The sequence below is a fragment of the Frankia sp. AiPa1 genome, assembly GCF_023243075.1.
In the GTDB taxonomy this organism is placed as follows: Bacteria; Actinomycetota; Actinomycetes; order Frankiales; family Frankiaceae; genus Frankia.
Genome location: NZ_JALKFZ020000002.1, coordinates 74540 through 91267 on the forward strand (window position 1 = coordinate 74540; position 16728 = coordinate 91267).

A 16728-nucleotide genomic window follows, 5' to 3' on the forward strand; every position below is an offset into this window, starting at 1 on the left:
ACGTCCTGCCCGCAGATCCACGTCGATGCCGCCAGCCGTCCGTCGTCATATCCCCTCGATCTCTGCGCCGATCTGCCTACCGGCTCCGCTGCCGGCCTGCCTACCGCCTCCGCTGCCGGTCTCCGGACCGGCCGTGCCGTCGTCCTCCGGGCCGAACGCCGCGACCAGCGCCTGCGCGACCCGCTCCAGGCCGTGCGACCGGCTCGCCTTCACCAGCACCACATCGCCGGCCTGGGCCTGCGCGACCACCGCCGCCACCGCCGCGTCGGCATCGGCGACCCAGCTCGACCCAACGTTGCGGCTGTCCTGGCCCCGACCAGCAGAGCCGGCGGCGCCGCCGGGCACCTCACCGGCCGCCCGCAACGCCGTCTGCGCGGCCAGGTGCACACGCCGGGCCGGCGGGCCGACCGCCACGAGCCGGTCGATGCCGAGCGCCACGGCCAACCGGCCGAGGCGGTCGTGCGCGTCGTGCGCGTCGACGCCGAGCTCACCCATCCCGCCGAGGACGGCGAAGGCGCGCGCGGTCCCGCGCATCCCGACCAGGGTGCGCAGCGCCGCGCGCATCGACTCCGGATTCGCGTTGTAGGCGTCGTTGACGACGATGACCCCGGCCTGGGTCCGGGTGACCTCCATCCGCCACCGACTGCGCGCGCGGGCCGCGGTGAGCGTCGCCGCCGCTCTCGCCGGAGGCAGCCCGAGCCGCAGGGCGACCGCGGCCGCGGCCAAGGCGTTGGGCACCTGGTGCGCGCCGACGAGCCCCAGCGTGACCGGATGCCGCTCACCCGCGGCGACCAGTGTGAACGACGCCCGTCCCGCCTCGTCCACCCGCACATCCGCCGCCCGCACATCCGCCGTCCGCGGGTCCGGGCGGTCGGCGAGACCGAAAGTGATCACCTCGACGCCGGGGCGGACCCGGGCGACCATCCCGGTGACCAGCGGGTCGTCGGCGTTGAGGATCACAGCGTCGGTCGCGCTCTCGGCCAGTTCGCCCTTGGCTCGGGCGATCCCGGCCCGGCCGTCGGCGTACTCGCCGACGTGCGCGCTGCCCACGTTCAGGATCGCGGCGACGGCCGGTCGGGCCACCGCGCACAGCGCCGCGATATGGCCAAGGCCTCGCGCACCCATCTCCAGCACGACGAAGGCGGTGTCGGCCTCGGTGCGCAGCAGGGTCAGCGGCAGGCCGATCTCGTTGTTGAAGGAGCCCGGTGGCCACACCGTCGGGCCGAGCGCGCCGAGCAGGTCGGCGAGGAGGTCCTTCGTCGTGGTCTTGCCGGCCGAACCGGTGACGGCGACGACAGTCGCCGCGGCCCGGTCGCGCACCGTCGCCGCCAGCGCCGCCAGCGCCGCCAGCGGGTCGGTGACGAGCACCGACGGGACGCCGACCGGCCGGGTGGCGAGCACCGCGGGAGCACCTGCGGCGAGCGCCGCGGCGGCGAAGTCATGCCCGTCCGCCCGGGCGCCCGGGATCGCGACGAACAGCGTCCCGGGGCCGACCTGCCGCGAGTCGACCGTCACCGCGCACACCAGTGCCGCCGGGTCCGCTCCGGCCGCAAGCCGTCCGCCGGTGGCCGCGGCCACCTCGGCCAGCGTCAGCGGGATCATCCGCCCGCCGCCTCGCCCCGCGTCCCGCGGCCGTCCCGGGAGTCCAGGGCCGCGCGCAGCACCAGCCGGTCGTCGAACGGCGTGATCACGCCAGCCTGCTCCTGGCCGGGCTCGTGGCCCTTGCCGGCGACGATGACGGCGTCCTGCGGGCCGGCCGCCGCCACCGCCGCCGCGATCGCGCCGGCCCGGTCCGGCTCCACCAGGACCCGTCCGGTCTGGCGCAGCGGGGCCGGGACGCCGGCAAGCATCTGCGCGAGGATCTCGCCCGGGTCCTCGGAACGCGGGTTGTCACTGGTGAGGATCGCGAGGTCGGCAAGGGTGGCGGCCGCCGCGCCCATCAGCGGGCGCTTGCCGCGGTCACGGTCACCGCCGCAGCCGAGTACGACGATGACCTGGCCCTTCACCAGCGGACGGACGGTCTCGAGCAGAGTCGTCACCGCGTCCGGGGTGTGCGCGAAGTCGACCAGGGCGAGGAACGGCTGCCCGGCGTCGACCCGCTCCATCCGACCGGGCACGCCCGCGAGCGCGCCGATCCCGGCGGCGGCGCGGGCCGGGTCGATGCCGATGGCCACGAGCAGCGCCAGGGCGCCGAGCGCGTTGGCGACGTTGAACCGGCCGGGCAACGGCACCGACAGGGGCACCCGCAGGCCGTCCGGGCCGCGGGCGACGAGCTCGGAGCCGAGGGGGCCGGCGGCGAGCTCACCGGCCGTCCAGTCCGCCGGGCCGTCGACGGCGAAGGTGACCGCGTCCGGTCGGCGGGCGGCCAGCCTGCGCCCCCAGGAGTCGGCGACGCCGATCACGGCCACCCGCGCCCGTCCCGGCGTGAACAGGCTCGCCTTGGCCTCGAAGTAGTCCTCCATCGTGGGATGGAAGTCCAGATGGTCCTGGCTGAGGTTGGTGAACAGCGCACCGGCGACGTGCAGGGCGTCCGCGCGGTGTTGGGCCAACGCGTGGCTGGAGATCTCCATGGCGGCCGCGTCGACACCGCGCTCCAGCATCAGCGCCAGCAGGGCCTGCAGGTCGCTGGCCTCCGGGGTGGTGTGGGAGCTGGCGAGCCGTTCCCCGGCGACGCGGGTCTCCACCGTGCCGATGAGACCCGTCGTGTGGCCGGCGGCACGCAGGCCCGCCTCGAGCAGGAACGCGGTCGTCGTCTTGCCGTTGGTGCCGGTGACGCCGAGCAGGCACAGCCGGGACGACGGGTCGCCGTACACCTGGGCGGCCACCGCCGCGAGATCACGCCGCGGGTCCGCGCTGACCAGCACCGGCGCCGGTGCCGACATCCCGCCGAGGTTCCGCGGAACACCATGATCGCCATCGCCATCGCCCGATCCGCCGGTCTCGGCTGCCGCGGCTGCCGCGGCTGCCGCGGCGACCAGACGGGCTCCGGCGGAGTCGGTCAGCACGGCCACCGCGCCGGCGGCGAGCGCGGACGCGGTGAAGCGGGCTCCGTGCACATGCGCGCCGGGCAGGGCCGCGTACAGGTCCCCCGGGCGAATCTGGCGGGAGTCATGGGTGACGCCGCGCACGACCACGCCCGCCTCGGATGCCCCGCCCGCCTCGGATGCCCCGCCCGCCTCAGCCGCCCCGCCCGCCACGGGTGCGACCGACGACGTGGTGGACGTGGTGGTGAGGGCCGCGCGCAGGTCAGCCAGAACGCACGGTGGCGTGGCGGCCGGTCGGGGTGCCGGAGGGGTCACGCTGACGACCTTAGTGGGAGCAAGCACGGCCATCGGCACGGGCGCCCGGGCATCGGGGTGGTCCCGCGACGGACCGGCGGTGCGCCGTGCCCGCGTCGCCGGCCAGGTGTGGACAGGTCCGGCATCGGCGGCTACTTGTCGAGGCTGAGCACGAGCGGCGTGGGTTTCGTCGTCGGCTGGGGCACGCCGAGGGTGGTCAGGGCGAAACTCATCACCTTCTGGAACACCGGCGCCGCGACCTGGCCGCCGAAGTACCCGTTCTTCGGGTTGTCCAGCACCGCCTCGACCACGACCTGCGGGTTGTCTGCCGGAGCGAACCCGATAAACGACGACGTGTACCCCTGGTAGCCGCCATGCACCGGATCGGGCCGGTAGGCGGTCCCCGTCTTACCAGCCACCCGGTAGCCGGGGACCTGGGCGAGTGGGGCGGTGCCCTCGCTGGTCGCGACCGCCTCGAGCATCGCGGTCAGCGTCGAGGCGGTCTGCGCGCTGACCACCCGCTGGCCGCTCGGGTGGGGCGTGGCGGTGACCGTCCCGTCCGGTCCGGTGATGGCCTCGACGAGGCGCGGGGTGACGCGCACCCCGCCGTTGGCGATGGTGGCGTACACCGAGGCCATCTGCAGCGCCGTCGCCGACATGCCCTGGCCGTAGGCGATCGTCGCCGCCTGGCTGCCCGACCAGTCCTTCGATGGTGGCAGCAGGCCGACGCCCTCGCCGGGGAAGTTCAGCCCGGTCCTCGTGCCCAGGCCGAAGGCTCGCAGCGCCTTCTCGAGCCCGCTTCGGCCGACCTGGTCGGCGATCTCCACCGTCCCGATGTTGCTCGACCGGGCCAGCACTCCCGCCGTCGTCAGGTGCTCGACGCCATGGGCCTCGGAGTCGACGATGCGGACGCCGCCACGCACGATCGACGACGGGACGGTGATCGGCGTCTCATCCGTGATCAGTCCGCGGTCAAGCGCGGCGGCTATCGTGATCACCTTGTTGACGCTGCCGGGTTCGTAGGCGTCCTGGGTCGCGCGGTTGCCGAGCGCGTCGGTGTCCTTCGCGGTGATGTGGTTCGGGTCGAAGGTGGGCGCGTCCGCCATCGCCAGGATGTCGCCGGTGCGCGGGTTCATCACGACGACGGTTCCCCCGTCAGCCTCGGACGACCGGACCGCGTCGGCGATGGCGTTCTGGGCGTTCCACTGGATGTCGCGGTCGAGGGTGAGCCGCAGCGCCGAGCCCGGCACCGGGTTGATCTGCTTGGTCTTCCCGGAGGGGATCTCGATACCCTCCGGGGTGGCCAGCAGTTGGCGCTTCCCATCGGTGCCGCGGAGCAGGCCGTCGTACTCGAGCTCCAGCCCGCCGCCGCCGCCGAGCATGTCGCCCTCGCCGCGGCGCATGAACCCGACGACGCTCGCCGCCAGCGACCCGCCCGGATAGGTGCGCCCGCGTTCCTCGGTGATGCCGATGCCGCGCAGCCCCAGCCTGGTGACCTTGTCGCCGACGTCCGGGGTGAGCCGCCGGGCCAGGTAGACGAACTTGATGTTCTTGGCCGGGTCGACGGTCATCAGCTTCACCAGCGTGTCAGCGCTCTCACCGAGCAGCGGCGCGAGCCTGACGGCGGTGGCGCCCGCGTTCTTGATGTTCGAGGGGTTGGCGTAGACGGCGCGCAGGTCGACGTGCTGGGCAAGGGTGTGCCCGGTGCGGTCGGTGATGGCGCCCCGGGCCGCCGGCAGCACGATCGTGCGCAGCCGCTGCGCCTCGGCCTGGGCGGCGTACTTCGATGCCGAGATCCCCTGCAGCTGGGTGAGGCGCAGACCGAGGATGGCGAGCAGCCCGACCATCAGCACGACGGTCACCCGCACCCGCCGGCGCGGGCTGCCCAGCCGGTAGGTCCGCGGCGTACCGCGGCGCGGTGGAGGCCGCCGGCCGCCGGATCCCCCTCCCGCCTGACGGCCCCCCGAGCCACGCGTGCCGGCGGTGCGGGCTTTGGACGGGCCACGCGCACCGCCGCGGGACGGACGGCGCGCGGTCCCGCTCCGAGCGCCGGCCGGCCGCGGAGTCGCCCGCGAGGGCCGGCGCCCCACGTCCGCGTCCCGGCTGGCACGCCGGTCCGACTGGTGATCATCCGGCCGGTCGACGTCCGGATAGTCCTCGTACCGCTCGTCGTCGTGGTACCGGTCGTCGTCGTACCGATCGACATCACGCCGATCGACATCGCGGCGCCGCCGGCCTCCCCGGGATGATGCCGGCGGCGTCACCAGGTGCAGCCGGCCATGCCCTCGTCGCGACGGACCGGACCGCGTGGAACTCACCGCCCGGTTTCACCCTGCCCGGTTCCCGTGCCCAGCCCTGCGGCACCGGCACCGGCACCGGCACCGGCGACCGTCCCTGTACCGGGCTCGGCAGCAGCGCCGATGGCAGATCCGGCGCCGGTGGCCGAGGTACTGCCCCCAGCGCTCGACGGGCCGGAGCCCGCCGGCGCGGGGCTCGCCTGCTGGCCGCCCGGAGCCGGGACGATCACGAGCACGGAGCCGCTGTCCGGTTCCCGGGACAGGACCCGGGCGCCGGGCGGCAGCGGTTCGCCCGAGGCGAGGTACCGGGGAACACCACCGGGCACCATGCCGTCCTTGGCGGCCTGGGCGGCCAGCGCCGCCGGGTCGGAGAGCTGGTCGGCCTGGACCGCCAGGGACTGCTGGGCGTCAGCCAGCGCCGTCGCCCGGTTACGCAACTTGGTCTCCTGGAAGGAACCCTCCATGAGCGCCAGGTTGAGCAGCAGCAGACCGAGCAGCCCGGCCCCGAGCAGGACGAGCAGGAGCACGACGAACGGTCCCTTACGGGCACCCGGCGGCGCCTGGCGGACCACCGTGAGCCGTACTCGCCCGGCCGCGCGCCGTGGCGCCGGCTCAAGGACGGGCGCGGTCGCCGCGGCCGTGCGGGCCGGCGCCGAGGTACGAGCCGAGGCAGAGGTACGGGCCGAGGTACGGGCCGAGGCAGCTGCGCCGCCCGGCGAGGCCGGACGGGCACCAGAGGCCGGACGGGCCGGAGAGGAGGAGGTACGGGTCGCGGGCGCCGAACGGGTCGAGGCGGCCCGGCCGGCGGCGGTGCGCTCGTCCCGGGAAAGCGGCTGCGCGGGAGCGGTCACGATACACCTCCGGTGGTGGGCCGGGCGGAGCCCGGGTTCGGTGCGATGCGTTCGGCGGCCCGCAGTCGGACGGAGGCCGCCCGCGGGTTGTCGGCCTTCTCCGCCTCGCTCGCGGGCTCGGCGCCGCGGGTCAGCCAGCGCAGCCGGGGCGCGGCGCCGGCCGGGATGACGGGCATCTCCGGCGGCACCAGCACCTGGGCGTAGGGCGCCAGCCGCTGCTTGACGATCCGGTCCTCCAGGGAGTGGTAGGACAGGACGACGAGGCGCCCACCGACGCCGAGTGCGTCGAACGCGGCGGGCACCGCCCGGGCGAGCACGTCCAGCTCGGTGTTGACCTCGATGCGCAGCGCCTGGAAGGTGCGCTTGGCGGGGTTGCCGCCGCTACGCCGCGCGGGCGCGGGAATCGCGTCGCGGACCAGCTCGACGAGGCGCGCCGAGGTGGTGAACGGCGCGTCCGTCCGAGCCCGCACGATCGAGTCCGCGATGCGCCGGGCGAACCGCTCCTCGCCGTAGTGGCGCAGGATCCGGGTAAGCCCCGCCGCGTCGTAGGTGTTGAGGATGTCCGCGGCCGTCTGTCCGCCACCCGTGCCCCCGTCCATCCGCATGTCCAGCGGTGCGTCCCGGGAGTAGGCGAAGCCCCGCTCGTCCGTGTCGAGCTGCAACGAGGACACGCCTAGGTCGAACAGCACGCCCTGCACCGTGGGCCGACCCAGGCGCGCGAGGACCTCGTCGATCTCGTCGTAGACGGCGTGGACGAGGTGGAACCGCCCGGGCGCGAGGACGCGCAGGCGCCGCTCACTGTGCGCGAGTGCCTCGGGGTCCCGGTCCAGACCGATCACCTCGAGCTCGGGGAACCGGTCGAGCATCGCGGCGGTATGCCCACCGAGCCCCACCGTCGCGTCCACCACCACCGACCCCGGCATGGTCAGGGCCGAGGCCAGCAGGTCGAGGACACGGTCGGTCAGCACCGGCGTGTGCATCGCGTTCAGTGCCGGGCCTCCTCGACCGCTCGTGGACCTCGTCTACCAGGCCGGTGCCTGCCAGGCATGGCCTGTCCGCGGGCACGGCCTCCCTGGAGGGGTGTCTTCTAGATGTGCGTGACGGGCTCGTCGCAGTGCGGCGACGCACCCGGGCGCGGCGCACGGGCACCACAGGCGGCGGACCGGTGACCCCCGACAGCGGCAGCGCTGCCCGGCGCCGACGACCACACCCGCCACACGCCGGCCGCCGGGGAAGGGGTGGCCGGTGCACGCGGACACGGTGCGGGCGCAGGTGGCCTGCGGCACGCGGATCGCGAGGTCCGGGGCGACTCAGATCACTCCGGGCAGGACCTCCTCGGACAGCTCGGCGAAGGACTCTTCCTGGCTTTCCAGGTAGGCGGCCCAACGTTCGGCGGCCCAGACCTCGACGCGAGTGTTCGCCCCGTTCACGACGCACTCGCGGGCAAGCCCCGCGTAGGCGCGCAGCGGGGCGGGGATGGTGATCCGCCCCTGCTTGTCCGGCGCGTCATCGGCGGCCGACGAGAAGAAGATCCGGCTGTAGTCACGCAGCGCCTTGGCGGTGGCCGGAGCCGTACGCAGGGACTCGCTGATCCGGGTGAACTCCGCGATCGGGAAGACGTACAGGCAGCGCTCCTGCCCCTTGGTGATCACAAGTCCCCCCTCCAACTCGTCCCGGAACTTCGCGGGCAGGGTCAGCCGCCCCTTGTCGTCGAGCCGTGGCGTGTGACTGCCGAGGAACACGGCGCCCTCGGCCTCCCCGCCACTACCCGGGAGGAGGGCGCCTGGTCACCCAGGACGGCCACCCGAGTGCCGATGCCCCCCACTACGCACCACTCTACTCCACTCCCCCCCACCCAACACCCCCTCGACACCCCGCCCCAACCCTCCAGGAACACTCCATCAGCGGGCGGCCGCTATGCCCTGTTACGGGGTGGTATAAACCGCGAAAAACCGGCGGTAAACCCCCCTACCTGCAACGGCGTTGTCGACTGGTTCGCACGTCGGTGGAACGGCCCCGGCCCGGGCGGGCGACCCTCACCCGGGGGTCCGCCCGGACCTCGGCGCCGGCCGGACGACCCCGTATCGCCGGCTTGTCATCAGTCCGTTACCTATCCGATCAGGAAGGAGAATCCCGACCACCGGCGCCTGTGGGGCCCCCGCGGATGTCACACTCGGAAGGAACGGGCTCCGCCGGAACCGGCCGCGCACCGCCCGGCGTCGGTCGCCCGTCCGCGCGCGGTCGGCTGCCGAGCGCGCCGCCGTCACGACACCCGGACGACCTGGGCACCCGAACGACCTGTGCGCTCAAAGGATCTGGGACTTGGACGACTCGGGCACTCGAATGACCTGGCATCCGTAGGACACGCTCCCGAAGGGGGGAAACTGGTGGTGACCGACCCTGGTCTGCGTCACTGGCGCGACCCGGTGACCGACATCGGTCATCTCGCCGACGTCGCCGGGCGCGTGCGCGCCTCGGTCGAGACCGTCATCGACGGCAAGGGCGAGGCGATCACCACCGCGCTCGTCGTGCTGCTCGCCGAGGGCCACCTCCTCATCGAGGACGTGCCCGGCGTCGGCAAGACGATGCTGGCCAAGGCGCTGGCCCGTTCGATCGACGCACGGGTGCGGCGGATCCAGTTCACCCCCGACCTGCTGCCCAGCGACGTCACCGGCGTGAGCGTCTACAACCAGGGCACCCGGGACTTCGAGTTCCGCCCCGGCCCGGTCTTCGCGAACATCGTCGTCGGCGACGAGATCAACCGCGCCGAGCCCAAGGCACAGTCCGCCCTGCTGGAATGCATGGAGGAGCACCAGGTCACCGTCGATGGCATCACCTACCGGCTGGAGTCGCCGTTCATGGTGATCGCGACCCAGAACCCGGTGGAGATGGAGGGCACCCGCGCACTGCCCGAGGCCCAGCGGGACCGGTTCACCGCCCGGATCTCGATGGGCTACCCGTCACCCGCGGCCGAGATGGCGATGCTCGACTCCCACGGCCGCGCCAACCCGCTCGCCGGCGTCTCGCCGGTCACCGACGCCGCCGAGGTCGCCCGCCTCATCTCCCTGGTGCGCACGGTGCACGTCTCCCCCGAGGTCCGCCAGTACATCGTCGATCTCGTCGGCGGCACCCGCACGCATCCCGACGTGGCGCTGGGCGCATCCCCGCGCGCGGCGCTGCATCTCATCCGATCCGCGCGGGCGCGGGCGGCGCTGGAAGAGCGGGCCTTCGTGCTGCCCGACGACGTCCAGGCCATGGCCATCCCGGTGCTGGCCCACCGGTTGCTCGCCCATCCGGAGATCCTGCTCTCCGGCGAGCCGGCGACGGACATCTGCACCCGTGTCCTGGCCGACATCCTGGATCGGGTGCCCCTTGTGCGGCCCGGCGGGGCACGCCCGCCGCGGCACGGCCGTTAGAGCTCCGGGTGCGGGACTTCGTCGCGGCGCTGCGTGGCCTGACCATCCGGGGGCGTTCGTTCCTTGCGGCCGGGGCGGCCTGCATCGTGTCCGCGGTTCTGCTCGGAGAGCAGGACCTGCTCCGCATCGGCATCCTGCTGGCGAGCCTCCCGCTGGCCGCGGCCGCGGTCGTCTCCCGTACCCGCTACCGGTTGTCGTGCACCCGGCGGCTCGAGCCACGCCGCGTCACCGTCGGCGACCGGGTGGCCGTACGAATCCAGATGGAGAACGTCAGCCGCTCGCCCTCCTCGGTCCTGCTCGTCGAGGACACCGCCGGTTCCGGGCTCGGCGGCGGAGCCCGATTCGTTCTCGACCGGGTCGAGCCCGGCGGTCGGCGTGACCTTTCCTATGCGCTGCGGGCGGCGGCGCGGGGGCGGTACCAGATCGGCCCGATGGCGATCCGCCTCGGCGACCCGTTCGGCCTGTGCGAGCTCTCGCGCAGTTTCCGCAGCCTTGACGAGCTCGTCGTGGCCCCGGCGATCGAGCGGCTCCCGTCAGCTCGGCCGCACGGGTTCGCCAGCCAGCACGCCGAACAGCGCCGTACCAGCGGCCCTGCCGGCGACGACGAGTCCACCACCCGCCCGTATCGCTCGGGCGACGACCTGCGCAAGGTGCACTGGAAGACGACGGCGCGCTCCGGCGAGCTGATGGTCCGCCGGGAGGAGCACCCGCACACCAGCGCCGCCACGATCCTGCTCGACACCCGGGCCCGAGCCTGGCCCGGCGCCGCCGACTCGGATGCCTTCGAGTGGGCGGTCAGCGCGGTGGGCGGAATCGGCCTGCACCTGGCCCGCAGCGGAAACCGAGTCCGTCTGATCACCGACCGTGGCCCGGTCACCACCATCGCCGGGACGGCCGTGTCCGGGTTGCTCGACGAGCTGTCCACACTCACCCCCTCGAACGCCGAGTCCCTGCATCCCGCGCTCGCCGCGATGCGCCGCCCCGGCGCTGATCGGGGCGCGATGATTGTGGCGGTGCTGGGGCGAACCGAACCGGCTCTGGCCAAGGTCCTGTGCGGGCTGCGCCCTGCCGGGGCGCCGGCGATCGCCGTGCTGGTGGACGTGACCAGCTGGGATCCCGCGCAGGCTCCCGCGTCGGCCGAGGGCGAAGATGCCACCGTGCGGACCATGCTGTCGCGCGCCGGGTGGGCCGTGATCGTCGCGCCGCGCGGGGCGCGTCTGGCCGCGTTGTGGCCGGGTGGCGGCGGGTCGTCCGCGCGCGGCCGGGGCGGCGGCACGACCGGCACCAGAAACAGCGGCCGGGCAGCCTGGGGTCAGGCCGCGCGACCGGGTGCCGCGGCCGGCCTCGGCGTGGCACCCGAACCGCCCGGCCGGGCAGGTCCGGGCGGTCCCGGTTTCCCGGTCGGCCCCGACGGGCCGGCGATCCCGGCTGGATCCGGGGTCCAGCGGTGAACACCCGCCTGATACCCACCGCGGTCAGCGCGGGAGCCTGCCTGCTGTCGACCAGCGCGCTGTCACGGCTGTTCGATGGGACCCGTTGGTGGCTGGTCCCGGTGGCGATCGCGGTGGTCGTCGCCGTGTCGACAGCGGCGGCGAGCCGGCTACTGCGGCTGCCGGTCGCGGCACGGTTGCTGGTGAGCCTCGCCGGCCTCGTCGTCACCGTGACCGCGCTGAGCGCCCGTGGCACGGCGGTGCTCGGGGTGATCCCGACCCCGCTGACCGTGCGCACCCTTCGCGCGCTCATCAGCGACGGCGGCTCGGACATCTCCCGGCTGGCCACTCCGGTACCGCACCGGCCCGGCCTGGTGGTGCTTATCGTCGTCGGCGTCTACCTCACGACCATGCTCGTCGAGCTGATCGTGGTGACCCTGGAACGCCCAACGCTGGGCGGGCTGCCGCTACTGGCCCTGTATGCCGTGTCCGCCGCCATCCTGCCCGGCGGTGTCGGCGCCGTGCCGTTCCTGCTCGGCACGGTGAGCTTCGTCGGACTGCTGCTGCTCGACGGGCGACTGGCGGTCGGCCGGTGGGGGCGAACCGTGTCCGCCGGCGCGAGCGCCGAGCGGCGCGCCGGCGAGCCCTTCGGACCTCGGGCGGCCGTGACCGCGCTTGGGGTGTCCCTCGTCGCGTTGCTGGTCGCGTTTACGGTGCCTCTGGGGCTGCCGTCTCTCGACGGCGCCGGTCTGGTGTCCCGCAAAAGCGGCTACGGCGCCGGGGACGGGCCAAGCTCCGCCAGTGTCGTGCAGCCGATCGTGTCGGTCAGCCAGCAGCTGCACGCCGATGCCACTGTCCCATTGCTGCGGGTGACGACCAGCACCCCGCGTTACCTGCGTCTGACGGCGCTGGAGAACTTCGACGGCCAGCTGTTCACCCTGCGCGCGCTCAACGCCACCCGCGACGACCGGGTCAGCGAGGGCCTGCCGAAACCGCAGGTGGGCGGGCAGACCGCCACCACCAGCGCCGACATCTCGGTCGCCAGCCGGTTCAACGAGCTGTACCTGCCCGTTCCCGGCATCCCAACAAAGATCAAGGGCCTGGCCGGCGACTGGCGCCTCGCCAGCCCCACCGGAACGATCTTCTCTACTCGGACGTCGACGGCCGGTGCGAGCTACCAGGTCGAGGCGGTGATTCCGAACCCGACCCGGACCCAGCTGGAGTCGGCGACCGGCTCCGTCCCGGCGAGCCTGACGGTCGACACCGCGCTGCCGTCGGACCTCGACAACCGGCTGCGTGGCCTGCTCGCCACCATCACCCAGGACGCCCGCACCACCTATGACAAGGTGTACGCGGTCCAGGAGTACCTGCGCAGCTCGGTGTTCACCTACGACCTTCAGGGCGCGCCCACCACGCAGGAGGGAGCCCTCGCCAGGTTCCTGTTCGTGACGCACCGTGGCTACTGCGAGCAGTTCGCCTCGGCGATGACCGTACTGGTGCGGATGCTGGGCGTACCCGCGCGGGTGGCGATCGGTTTCGTGCCAGGTGAACGGCAGCCCGACGGCAGCTACCTGGTCACCAACCGCCAGGCGCACGCCTGGCCCGAGGTCTGGTTCCCCACCCTGGGCTGGCTCGGATTCGAACCGACCCGCCGCGCCGACGGCGCGACCACCACCCCCACCTACGCCCCGGCCGGCGTCGCGGACCCGGATGGTTTGGGGCTCGCACCCGGGCCGCAGTCCCAGGTCGCACCCGAGCCCGAACCGACCACCGGCGCGCAGACAGATCCGACGCCGTCGCCGACCCCAACCGTCGGCGACGGCGCATCGGACACCCCGACGGGTGCCCCCATCGACGCCAGGGGCTCTGGCCTGCCCACGTGGACCCTCGCCCTGCTGGTCGCCGCGGCGCCGCTGCTGCTCCTGCTGAGCGTGCCGGCGCTGGTGCGCCTGCGGCGCCGGCGGGCCCGGCTGCGTCCCGGTCGGCATGCCGGTGGACCCGGCCCGGCCACGGATCCGGGCGGTTCCGTCGGCCAGGTGCACGATGCCTGGGCGGAGCTGCTGGACGTCGCTGCCGACCTGGGGATCACGATCCGGCCCAGCGACTCCCCACGGGGCGGGATCACCCGGTTGGCCAGCTACCTGGATGCCGAGCCGGCCGAGCGCGGCCCGGTCGAACCCGCCTCACCGCTGCCGTCCGCCTACCCGCAGGCGCGCGAGGCGCTGGAGCGGCTCGCGGCGGCCGAGGAGCGAGCCCGCTATGCGCCCGCCGATCTCGCCGGGCCGCCACCGCCCGCCGAGATCACGAAGGACGTCATGGTCGCGACGGAAACTCTGTGGTCGGTCGCCCCGCGTGGCCGGCGGATCATGGCACGTCTGGCGCCCCCGTCGGTACTGCGCGGCGGTCGCGACGGTGCGAGTCGCTTCCGACGCTCACCCCAGGTCACCGAGGACTCTGGCCACGCCAGCGCCGATCAGGCGGATCCCACCGGCGCCCGGGCCCCGGACCGCACGGACACCGAAACCGGGTCGCAACCGGTCGTCACCAACTGCCGCTGAGAACTGGCGCCACGCAACGCCGGGCAGGTTCAGGGGCGGGCAGGTTCAGGGGCGGTCTTCCCAGCGGCGGCGCCAGCGCTCCTCCACCCGTTCCATGAACGACGCCCGGACCCGAGGACGGGACTTCCCGCCGCGGATTCGACCGGCCGGACGGCGCCCTCCCGTCTCCCGGCCGCTGATCCGCCGCAGGTCGGCGGCGCCGCGCAGGGCGGCCAAGAGCATCATCACGAACCCGAGGATGCCCAGGATGACGGTGAGCGGCACCCGATTGAGCACGACGCCGACAACCAGAACCGCGAGCCCGAGCAGGAAGACGACCGCGCTACGACGCACCCGGCGCAACAGGTAGGTGCGGGGGTCCGTCGACCGGACCGCGCTGGCGAACTTTGGATCATCCTCGACGAGAGCGCGCTCGATTTGCTCCAGAAGGCGCTGCTCGTTCTCCGAGAGCGGCATCGACGCTCCTCCCACGACCTCAGACCCGCGGGGACGGGCCCGCACAACCAAGAATAGGCGTGCCGCGACGACTGCGGTAGGCAACCCGTCATGACGGCCGGAACCGCGGCATTCCCTCTTCTCCCTACCGTGCCCGAAGCCGCGCCGTTCATACTTACGCCCCTCCACTGGAAGCACCGAACCCGCCCGTACGGTGCGAACCGGATCCACCTGGGGTCCGCAGCAGGGAGGCCGGGCCGACGGCGTCCATCCCGAACCGCGAACGGGCTCGGTCGGTGACCCGATCCAGCTCCGCCCATCCGGCGGGCCGTTCGCCGAGCAGGAGCTGACGCCCGGAGCTCTCGGCCTCCACGAGGCTGCCGGCGCGGATGCCCAGCAGTCGCACGGCCGGAATTCCCGAGCCCTGTAGGCCGAGCTCCGTGACAAGGTCGAGGGCGGTGCTGTGGACCGTCCGGGTCACATCGGTCGCCTCGTGCAGGGTCCGTGATCGGGTGATGGTGCGGAAGTCGGCATAGCGGACCTTGACGGCGAGTGTCCGGGCCCGGCGTCGCCGCTGGCGTAGCTGCCCGGCCACCCGCCCGGACAGGAGCAGGAGCTCGCGGGCGAGCATCGCGGCATCGCTGCTGTCGGCGGCGAAGGTCCGCTCGGCGCCGATCGTCACATCAGTGCGCTCCGGCTCCACTCGCCGCGGGTCGACTCCCCAGGACAACCGGTGCAGGTGGGTGCCCACGGCATCGCCGAGGGACCGGCGCAACGTGTCGAGCGATGTCCCCGCGATGTCCCCGATCGTGCGCAGCCCGAGCCGAGCGAGCGTCGCCTCGGCCCGCGGCCCGACTCCCCACAACGCCCCGGTCGGCAGCGGGTGCAGGAAGGAGAGAACCTGCTCCGGGGCGATGACAGCAAGCCCGTCGGGCTTGCACCGGGTCGACGCGATCTTGGCGACGAACATCGTCGGAGCGACACCGACCGAGCAGGTCAGGCCCTGTTCGGTCGCGACCCGGCGGCGAATGGCCGCGGCGATGTCGGGGGCGGAGCCGAACAGGCCACGGGCACCGGCCACGTCCAGAAAGGCCTCGTCCACGGACAGCGGCGCGACCAGCGGAGTGAACTCGCGGAAGACTCGCATGATCTCCCTGGACGCGGCCCGGTAGGCATGGTGATCGGGTGGGACGACCACCGCCGTCGGGCACAGCCGCCGGGCCTGGCCCATCGGCATGGCGCTGCGCACGCCGTAGGCGCGTGCCTCGTAGGTCGCGGATAGGACGACGCCACGCCCGCCACCCGCCACGACCATCGGCCGGCCCCGCAGCTCCGGCCGGCGCCGCAGCTCGACAGACGCGAAGAACGCGTCCATGTCGACGTGCAGAACCGTGCTGTCGACCTGCGCAACCGGGCTCTCGCCCGATACCGGGGGTGTGCCCCGGCCCGCGGCGGCGACCATCAGGAGGCACCCGTCCCGCCGGTCGGCACTGCTCGCTCCGCCTCGACGTCCGCGAACGTGTCTTTGCGGCGGTGGGTGCCTTTGTGGCTGTGGGTGGAGGTGTCTCCTGGGCGGCGGGCCAGCACGTGCAGCTGGGCGCCGAAATTCCGGTACGGCTCATGCCCGGCGGCCGCGAGCTCCAGTCGTCGTAGACTCTCGGCCACGCGAGGATCGGCCAGCCGCTCGCCGGGCACCAGATCGGCGAAGATCCGCACGCCGTGCACGTCGAGAACCTCCCCTCCGGCCGTCTGGACGAGCGCGATGGCCTCGGCCACGCAGAACCGCCGCGCCGGTCGGGGCACGCGCGGCATTTCGCCGCCGAACACGGCGAGCGCCTCGTCCAGCCGCCCGGCCACGGCGCGGTGCAGCACCGCGCCAGCCCGTCCGGCGACAAGCAGGCTGAGCGCCCCACCTGGTCGCAGCACCCGCAGCGCCTGCGCCAGCGCGGCGGACGGGTCGTCCACGACATCGAGGACCGAGTGGCACAGCAGCAGGTCGACTCGGCCGTCCCCAACGAGGGTACGCAGATCACCGAGATCCCCCTGGACCGCGGTGATCCGATCGCCGAGGCCGCGTTCGTCCGCCCGCCGGCGCAGGGCGGCGAGTGCGTCGGGGGAGGGATCGACGACGGTTACCGGATAGCCGGCTGCCGCGATCGGCACAGCGAACCCGCCGCTTCCGCCACCGGCGTCCACGACCAGCGGCACGGACATGCCCACCCGGTCCCCACCCTGCCCACCACGATCTTCACTGCGATTCCCGGCGCCGAGTCCGCCACCGGCCGCTCGGCCCGCGCCCACGCCGTCCGCCAGCAGCGCCCACACCCCGGACCAGATCGCCGCCTGCCGCACATCGACACCTCCGGCAGAACCAGCGGCGACGCCGGCAGCCTCGGCTCGACCGGCGGAACTGCCCACGGGGGCGCCGCACTCTCGGGCTGGATCGGCCGGATATCCGCTCAC

Annotated in this window: 13 protein-coding genes; 4 read left to right on the forward strand and 9 right to left on the reverse strand. The window is 73.7% G+C overall.

Annotation, left to right across the window (positions count from 1 at the left end; translation table 11 throughout):
• Positions 1–45: 45 nt before the first annotated feature.
• The 3 genes from MXD95_RS01600 to MXD95_RS01610 all read right to left on the reverse strand — a co-directional run bounded on the left by MXD95_RS01600 (position 46) and on the right by MXD95_RS01610 (position 5140).
• Entirely contained in the window at positions 46–1602 is a 1557-nt protein-coding gene (locus MXD95_RS01600; protein ID WP_250638686.1) for a UDP-N-acetylmuramoyl-tripeptide--D-alanyl-D-alanine ligase, read from the reverse strand.
• A complete protein-coding gene (locus MXD95_RS01605) occupies positions 1599–3299 on the reverse strand; it encodes a UDP-N-acetylmuramoyl-L-alanyl-D-glutamate--2,6-diaminopimelate ligase (RefSeq protein ID WP_374121936.1) in 1701 nt (566 codons plus the stop codon). The genes MXD95_RS01600 and MXD95_RS01605 overlap by 4 nt, the downstream gene beginning before the upstream one ends.
• Before the next feature lie 131 nt (positions 3300–3430).
• Entirely contained in the window at positions 3431–5140 is a 1710-nt protein-coding gene (locus MXD95_RS01610; protein ID WP_374121937.1) for a peptidoglycan D,D-transpeptidase FtsI family protein, read from the reverse strand.
• A 261-nt stretch (positions 5141–5401) separates the two neighbouring features.
• On the opposite strand from MXD95_RS01610, the gene MXD95_RS29110 reads away from it, so the two are divergent.
• Positions 5402–5527 carry a hypothetical protein gene (locus tag MXD95_RS29110; RefSeq protein WP_374121938.1) on the forward strand — a complete coding sequence of 42 codons (126 nt, stop codon included), beginning with the start codon at positions 5402–5404 and terminating at the stop codon, positions 5525–5527.
• A 65-nt stretch (positions 5528–5592) separates the two neighbouring features.
• On the opposite strand, the gene ftsL is transcribed toward MXD95_RS29110, so the two are convergent.
• From ftsL to mraZ, 3 genes are all read right to left on the reverse strand, one after another.
• Complete coding sequence (gene ftsL, locus MXD95_RS01615) at positions 5593–6426, reverse strand: cell division protein FtsL (protein WP_250638689.1); 834 nt, start codon at positions 6424–6426, stop codon at positions 5593–5595.
• Positions 6423–7406 (reverse strand): 16S rRNA (cytosine(1402)-N(4))-methyltransferase RsmH, encoded by a 984-nt coding sequence (gene rsmH, locus MXD95_RS01620; RefSeq protein WP_250638690.1) that lies wholly within the window; start codon positions 7404–7406, stop codon positions 6423–6425. Before rsmH ends, ftsL begins: the two co-directional genes overlap by 4 nt.
• A 330-nt stretch (positions 7407–7736) precedes the next feature.
• Positions 7737–8168 carry a division/cell wall cluster transcriptional repressor MraZ gene (gene mraZ / locus MXD95_RS01625; protein WP_250638691.1) on the reverse strand — a complete coding sequence of 144 codons (432 nt, stop codon included), beginning with the start codon at positions 8166–8168 and terminating at the stop codon, positions 7737–7739.
• A 645-nt stretch (positions 8169–8813) separates the two neighbouring features.
• Here mraZ and MXD95_RS01630 point away from each other — a divergent pair.
• From MXD95_RS01630 to MXD95_RS01640, 3 genes are read left to right on the forward strand one after another with little or no spacing between them, the layout of a single operon-like run.
• Positions 8814–9842, forward strand: coding sequence for an AAA family ATPase (locus MXD95_RS01630; RefSeq protein WP_250638692.1), 1029 nt, complete (start codon positions 8814–8816; stop codon positions 9840–9842).
• 8 nt (positions 9843–9850) lie between these two features.
• Positions 9851–11293 carry a DUF58 domain-containing protein gene (locus MXD95_RS01635; RefSeq protein WP_250638693.1) on the forward strand — a complete coding sequence of 481 codons (1443 nt, stop codon included), beginning with the start codon at positions 9851–9853 and terminating at the stop codon, positions 11291–11293.
• Positions 11290–13830 carry a transglutaminase TgpA family protein gene (locus MXD95_RS01640; protein WP_250638694.1) on the forward strand — a complete coding sequence of 847 codons (2541 nt, stop codon included), beginning with the start codon at positions 11290–11292 and terminating at the stop codon, positions 13828–13830. Before MXD95_RS01635 ends, MXD95_RS01640 begins: the two co-directional genes overlap by 4 nt.
• Positions 13831–13875: 45 nt before the next feature.
• Here the strand turns inward: MXD95_RS01640 and MXD95_RS01645 are convergent, their stop codons facing one another.
• The 3 genes from MXD95_RS01645 to MXD95_RS01655 form a co-directional block, all read right to left on the reverse strand.
• Positions 13876–14286 carry an SCO2097 family morphological protein gene (locus tag MXD95_RS01645; protein ID WP_250638695.1) on the reverse strand — a complete coding sequence of 137 codons (411 nt, stop codon included), beginning with the start codon at positions 14284–14286 and terminating at the stop codon, positions 13876–13878.
• A gap of 154 nt (positions 14287–14440) precedes the next feature.
• Positions 14441–15727 carry a DNA polymerase IV gene (gene dinB / locus MXD95_RS01650; RefSeq protein WP_285223481.1) on the reverse strand — a complete coding sequence of 429 codons (1287 nt, stop codon included), beginning with the start codon at positions 15725–15727 and terminating at the stop codon, positions 14441–14443.
• The gene (locus MXD95_RS01655) at positions 15727–16728 is read right to left on the reverse strand and encodes a methyltransferase domain-containing protein (RefSeq protein WP_250638696.1); all 1002 of its coding nucleotides are present in this window, start codon (positions 16726–16728) and stop codon (positions 15727–15729) included. The genes dinB and MXD95_RS01655 overlap by 1 nt, the downstream gene beginning before the upstream one ends.